The sequence below is a fragment of the Bacteroides sp. CAG:633 genome (assembly GCF_000435115.1).
Lineage (GTDB): Bacteria > Bacteroidota > Bacteroidia > Bacteroidales > Bacteroidaceae > Bacteroides > Bacteroides ndongoniae.
The window spans coordinates 1-6,921 of record NZ_FR882947.1; the positions used below are offsets into that span (position 1 = coordinate 1).

Annotated in this window: 6 protein-coding genes; 3 read left to right on the forward strand and 3 right to left on the reverse strand. The window is 36.9% G+C overall.

The window, feature by feature from the left end:
* Positions 1–446: 446 nt before the first annotated feature.
* Positions 447–1,583, reverse strand: a complete 1,137-nt coding sequence (locus QVP67_RS00445) for a nucleotidyltransferase domain-containing protein (RefSeq protein ID WP_022161596.1) — start codon at positions 1,581–1,583, stop codon at positions 447–449.
* A 145-nt stretch (positions 1,584–1,728) separates the two neighbouring features.
* Here QVP67_RS00445 and QVP67_RS00450 point away from each other — a divergent pair, with 145 nt between their 5' ends.
* On the forward strand, positions 1,729–1,998 hold the full coding sequence (locus QVP67_RS00450) for a PqqD family protein (protein WP_022161597.1): 270 nt from the start codon (positions 1,729–1,731) through the stop codon (positions 1,996–1,998).
* Positions 1,999–2,091: 93 nt separating this feature from the next.
* Here QVP67_RS00450 and QVP67_RS00455 read toward each other — a convergent pair whose 3' ends face one another.
* Positions 2,092–2,409: a DUF1573 domain-containing protein gene (locus tag QVP67_RS00455; protein WP_288179739.1), complete on the reverse strand. Its 318-nt coding sequence runs from the start codon at positions 2,407–2,409 to the stop codon at positions 2,092–2,094.
* A gap of 355 nt (positions 2,410–2,764) precedes the next feature.
* On the opposite strand from QVP67_RS00455, the gene QVP67_RS00460 reads away from it, so the two are divergent.
* Together QVP67_RS00460 and QVP67_RS00465 are read left to right on the forward strand one after the other, a co-directional pair.
* Complete coding sequence (locus QVP67_RS00460) at positions 2,765–2,845, forward strand: hypothetical protein (protein ID WP_288179740.1); 81 nt, start codon at positions 2,765–2,767, stop codon at positions 2,843–2,845.
* A gap of 326 nt (positions 2,846–3,171) precedes the next feature.
* Complete coding sequence (locus QVP67_RS00465) at positions 3,172–3,462, forward strand: transposase family protein (protein ID WP_288179741.1); 291 nt, start codon at positions 3,172–3,174, stop codon at positions 3,460–3,462.
* A gap of 87 nt (positions 3,463–3,549) precedes the next feature.
* Here the strand turns inward: QVP67_RS00465 and QVP67_RS00470 are convergent, their stop codons facing one another.
* The gene (locus tag QVP67_RS00470) at positions 3,550–6,708 is read right to left on the reverse strand and encodes a hypothetical protein (protein WP_022161599.1); all 3,159 of its coding nucleotides are present in this window, start codon (positions 6,706–6,708) and stop codon (positions 3,550–3,552) included.
* Positions 6,709–6,921 lie beyond the last annotated feature (213 nt).

The window sequence follows — 6,921 nt, forward strand, 5'->3', positions numbered from 1 at the left end:
TATTTCCTAAATAGGTTTCGATGGTATTTTGTTGATAATCAGATCTATATAAGTCTAAGGATTCTATATAAGATGAAATATAGGAGTAATAGAAAAGTGTTTGAATAGAATATAATATTCTGATATATAAATAATTATATATCCAACTAGGGTAAATCTCCAACAAAACAAAACTGATTAACACTGATAATTGTCACCAATGGCAAATATCGTAAAAGATTGATATTGCGAACAAATGGAATACAAAAGGGTGAGAAATAGGATGACTATGACACTTCAAATTGACACCAATAGCTTAGAACATGTCAAGATATATAAATAGAAATCCCTGCCTCTAGATTTTCATCAAGGAGCAGGGAAAAGATTATTAAATATATTCCAATATCTCAGTTAGGGAATAAATGGATTTTTACAATCCAAGTAAATAGCGATTTTATCTGACTTCTTTAGTTATGCAACGAAGAATTGCCCGAAAAACGTTTCTTCCACTGCATCTCCATGGAATGTTTAATCAATACAAATGGATACCAACATGCTTCTCTTGGTGCTAAAGCTCCCAATTCATAGCAACGTCCAATTGCACGAGTAAAAGTAAACCATTTTCCTTTCCAATAACCTTTGGGCCTATTTTGACGCTCTTGGTCGTAATGGCCAAAGTTTCCTCCTTGCCAGATGTCATTAAGCAACCATTCGGCAGTTGGAATATCTTTTTTGCGATAAGCAATGGGCAAATCTTCTTGAGGAAGTCCTAAAAAACATACAGCTAAAGCACCGAAAACTCTTGCTGCCTTTTCCAATCCAAAACTTTTCAGCAAATGGGCTATGTCTTCCTTTTCTGGTAAATTTCGTTGTGCATGAAGCATACAAGCCCAATCACATATCTGGCGGAGTCCAATACCTTCATTTAAAAAATGCTGTACGGAATGTATCAACACAAAGGCCGTATCAAACGGTAAAGGGGCCAGCGTAACTTCGACATCACCGATCCAACGCTTTCGGCATTCATCAGATCCGTGCCAGCGCTTAATCTCGGCTTGTAAACGCCGATCAGCCAAAGGAGCACTCAATTGGGTTAGTACACGATGATTTTCTACGGTAACCCCGTGCCATACAACATTGATGTGTTTATATGTTTCTTCGAGTTCGGAAGTCACCTCTTTTCGAAGTAAAGCATTGGCTTTTTCATAATTATCGGGACCGATATACAGATCAATATCACCACAATGCCGATGCAGTGGATAGCGATAATTTTGCGCCACACCTTGTCCTTTCATTAGTACCGGTTCTATACCATTTTCACGCATCAGGGCATATACATTGGCTAATTCGCGATTTAGCACACGGTTGTTTTCTTCGATATGCAGCATCGCATTACACCATTGCAAATAGATATTACGAGGGGGCTGTTTTTCTTTAGGCAAAGTTTGTACACCGTCGAACACAATGCCCAACAGTGCTTGCTTACGTGCCGACTGGTAGATTTTAGCCCAATCAGTTGAAGCATCAAACAATGTGGCGTCAGCCTCGTTTCCCCACAGTCCCGAACGTACCAATGCGAAGAATTGTTTTTGTAATATGGTCATATTAGCAGTCGATTATTTCAGTTTGGGGTGCAAATATAGCATAAAGTGCATGTTTTATCAATTCTTTTTTCGAAATAACGTTCGATTATAAAAAAATATCTGTATTTTTGTCCGCTGAATATATACAAATGATTATTATTGAATTATGCACATAAAAGACACGTATAAAGTTCGCCAAATAGCTGGCGAAAACATTATTGTGGGGCAAGGTGCCATACATGCCGACATGACCAAAGTGATTTCACTCAATTCTACAGCACTGCTGTTATGGAACGAGTTGCAGGGACGCGATTTTACATTGGCGGATGCTGCTTCAGTATTGGTGACTCATTTTGGAATTGACCGTTCCCGTGCCGAAGCCGACGCTCGTTCGTGGGTAGAGCGCTTGGTCGGTTGCGGTGTGATTGCCGAATAAGCTCCCCCCTTTTCCATTCCATCTGCAAGAAAGCCATTCCTATAGGAGTGGCTTTTTTAATTTCTTTTCTTTAGTGAACAATATTAATTCCGCTTATTTTAGGTTACCTTCAATTTGAAGTATTATATCTTTGGAGGCATTTGTTATGACTTTAATCGATTTCCTAAAATATTCTGCACTTCTTCCTCTTCCATCATACGTTACTCGTATATAAGATTGTTCGCCAGGATTTATTGGATGATGAGGATAGACTGCATATGTACAACGACATGAAGTTTGTACTCCTAATATGACAAGTTTTTCTTTTCCTGTATTTTTAAAAACGAAATCAAAAGAATCAATAGGTGTATCTAACGATATATCACCAAAATGATGTAAGGTATCGTTGAAGGCTATTTCTGCAATAGGCATTCTCTTTATTGGACGGTTTGACCTTTTACAAGATGAGAGTAAAATAGGAAATATTATAATTATAAATAGTATTTTTTTCATTATAGTAGAGGTTATATCGAATAATTGATTAAAACGTTTTTTGACTTATCTTTGTAGTCTAAAAAGTTCAATTGATGTATTACGACAAAATTCGCCACCATCATAACCAAATGCTTACAGCAACAAGACTAACTCCTGTTGAGTTTGATGCTTTACTAATAACTTTCAAGTACCATTGGGATGAATATTACAGTCATTTTACCTTGGAAGGTAAAGTGCGTCAACGTATATCTTACACAGGAAGACCAGTGTGTTGTCTCTGATTCAGGACAAAATGTTCTTCATATTGGTATATTTGAAGACCAATCCCCTTCAGGAACTCCATGCTATTCTGTTTGAGATGACACAGCCCTAGGCTAATAGATGAGTTTACCTTCTTTCTGAGATTCTTCGGCGTACATTGAAAACGCTTGGTGAATTGCCAGACCGTAACTCCAAACGTCTGATATACATTCTTCAAGGATGCGGAAGAAGTCTTGTTGGACGGAACCGAGCGACCTATTCAACGCCCTTTGGATGAAGACAGGCAGTCTGCATGTTATAGTGGTAAAAAAACTCATAGCATAAAGAATACCTGTTATGTACAAACAATCTTAGGATTGTATAATTGAGCTCCACATACGAAGGTCATGTCCTTGATAAAAAAATTGTGATGAAGAGCCTCTTCTACTTCCCGATGATATTAGATTTTGGCAAGATACAGGTTTCATCGGACACAGGCCGGATGGAGTTGAAATATGCATGCCCAAGAAGAAACCTAAAGGGAAAGAACTTACTACTGCTGAAAAACAAGAGAATAAGCAGATTTCCGAAATCAGGATTAAAGTGGAGCAGGCCATAGGTGGTATGAAAAAATGCTGTATTGTCAAAGAACGATTCAGATGCCATGAATTCGGTTTCGAAGATATGATTACACAACTTCAGAATCAGTCACAAAATAAGCCATATAACAAATTTCTACTTTACAGCTGAAACATATAAAAGAGGATGCCATATTTGTGGCATCCTCTTAACTTATCTTCTACCTGATAAACAGGAAGGAAGTCATTTCAATGTTTATCAATTATTATGCATTTCAGTAGGCCATGCAGTTGTAGTTGTACCATCAGTTGCACCCAATTTACCTACATTGACTGTAGCACGATAATTATTACCACCATTCAATCCTAAACGTTCAAAACTTCCGGCAAAGCAAGCAAATGTACCGTTAATAGTAGTTGTAGTTTGAGGAGCAAAAGTAGTTGAAGAATTTACATCATCCTGAGTAAAATTACCAACCACCTTATTTTCTGCACCCTTAGAATCGAAAGTACCGAAAGTAGCCACATTGCCTTCTACATTAAAGTTTTTATTGCTCGTAAATATAGCATTTGCAAGATTATTCAAATTTTGCTTAATAACCAAAATGTCGGCTCCATGTGTTGTTGTACCTGCATTTTCTAAATTACCACCGATAGTTATTTCTGATTTATCAGCTTCGTTATTAGCTTTCAGAATAAAATTAGCATTTGTTTCAACAAATACATTATTTACCGTACTAAGCAATCCGTCCATTACTTGCAGAGTGTTTCCATTACGTACTGTTACACAATGACCGAAAGAATTAGCGACAGCAACTTTACCATTTTCACCTTGTTCCCAAGATTTAAAGGTTATAGTCTTAGTAGCATTAATATATACATCTTTATCTTTCAATATATCTTTAGGATCTACCACAGCCAAATTATAATAAGAACCATCGCAATCCAAAATTTCCAGTACATTCACAGAGTTAGATTCTACTGCATCTGTTAATGCAAATTGCATACGCTCTTTTGTAGCTACCTTCGAAACATAAATACCTTCTACAGAAAGATCTGTTTTGTAAGTGAGACCGTCATAAGCCATCTTACAACCGGTTCCTTTACCATTGTTAACATACTTACCACCAACCTGACCATTCAACTGATCAATAAACAGACCACTATTTTTCATATTGGTACCAGTGAAGTTTACTACACCGTTGTTGTCCATAACGCCCGCGTTTACTGAAGATGTTGCTTTCACATCAAGACGACCATCTGTTTCAGAATAACTGTGGCCATAAGTTTTCACCAAAGCATCTGCATTATTTTCAAATTTACTACCTACAGTCATCAATGTACGTTCACCAATTTCTACTACTTTGTTATTAACCAACGTACCGATTGTAGAATTTACAACACGGATAGAGCCTGTATTATCGTCAGCGAATTTCTGAACATCTGGATAATTCCAAATATCAACAGCACTTGCCCAAGAATAAATGTTACCATTATTTTCTACCTCATCAATAGAAATCGAAGCATTACCACTAGTATGTCCACCCAAGAAATAAACTGTAGCAGCATCAGTTGTAAGACCACGAGTTCCAACATAGTTATCATAAGCATTCTTCAGTCCACCTTTAATTGAGATAGAAGAGTTACCGTCAGTGTTATTACCCAAAGCCAATGTACCATAATTTTCAATACCTTTATTCAATACAACTGTACAAGTTTGAGCAATATTTCGAGCACCGCCAATAGACAACTTAGCAACTTTCTCTCCGCAGCATTCTGTACCTTCGATTACCATCGGAACATCAACAGTTAATACAGGGGTAATATCTCCTACACCAGTGATAGCACTTGCTAAGTTCTTGATGTGCATCTTCGTGCCAGATTTCAAAGTCAGCTTAGCATTAGCGTTGCTATAAATGGTAATATTTCTATCGAAGAAAAGGCTATTATAATCACCCATATATTTACCATTTCCTTTATAATCGGCAACATTATCACCCAATGTCAGTTCAATATCTCTCAGCAACTTCACTTTATTGGCAGCTTTGTCGGTAGTTGTACTACCACTTGTTTTAATCTTAGCCATTGCAGAGATGAACGAACGTTCGTCTACAGCAAGATATTCGTTAACGAATTTACAGTCATTCAGGTTAATTTCAATTTCCTGTGTTTTATTAGAAGAAATCTTGCCTTTTCCGGTCATATCAATTGAGCAACTCTTATCCTGATCATCAATCAGAATAACCTGCAGGTCCTTAATGTCCTGAGGAAGAACAGGAAGTGCTACCCAAATTGCTTTATCCAACTCTGTATCAGCATCAATAGTTGCTCCTTCAAGCATATCTGTTGTCATATTTGCAACAAGTGCATTGGTAGTAACTTTTGTTCCATTTTGGAAGAAAAGTTCACCATTTTTTGAATCAAGTTCACCGTCCTTCAAATCCTCAACACACTTTGCAGCATCCAGATCTTGACGGTAAACAATACCATTAACATCTTCAGTATAGAAAATTACTTTTTTAATTGTCTTATTAGCAGATGCTACATCAGTATCCTTATTATACAATTTTGCAATAAGAAAACCATTCAGTGTCTTAGCATTAAGACCTGAAGCACTACTTCCTCCTGCATAATGTCTAATATAGCCAATGCTGAATAAAGAGTCAGAGGCTGCAGCATATCTATCTGCTCTTACGTTTACTGTAAATGTTTGAGGTAAGTTTGCCAAAATCTGTCCTTTTGTAAATGCCTTCGTATAAGGATAATAAGCCAAATACTCTCCTTCAAATACCGCTGCATTATTGGTTCTAAACACACCCTTATCCAAGCGAAGTTTTCCACTACTTTCTTGCTGATTAGCAATTTCATCATATCGTCCTTCTTTAGGACCATAATAATATTGATTCCAACGCTTAGAATTATTAGTTTTATAAGAACCGTCATACTTAGCTTCTGGTTGCCCTTCGCCTACGATAAAAGCACCATTTAATAACTCATTTACTTTACATGGATCAGTCTTAGGTCCACCAACTGCCAATTCGTCCAACCAACCTACATGTTCATATTCATAGTTAGTATAAACTTTTTGATCCAAAACATCTACTGCACCATAATCACCTTCCAAATTACGACCAGTCCAGCACAAACCTATTTTTTGGTTTAAACGTTGGGAGCCCAAATCACCATTTATACTATTGACATAAGAAGGCATCCACACGAATTGACCTTCAGGCGAATAAACACGTGTTTCAGCATCACCATTATCACGAGCCACGCCCAGCAGCCCAGCTTTTACTAATTTTCCATTTAATCCTTCACTACCGCCATTGACACCATTATTGATGATATATTCATCATCAGCGCATCCTGCCATCATAGCAGCAGCAAGTGAGAATAATAAAATTTTGTTTGTTTTCATAAATTTGCTTTTTAATAATCTATTCTTTTTTCTCATTTAAAAAGGAGCATCTTCACCATCACCACTTCCAGCGAAGCCCTTTTCTACTTCCACCTCCAGAACTTCCACTTCCGGAGCTACATAAAACTTTTCCATTTCCATAATTAATTGTTTTTAATTGTTAGTAAAATAAGTGTTATTAATATTTCATTTTATTTTTCGTTCCGAATTACC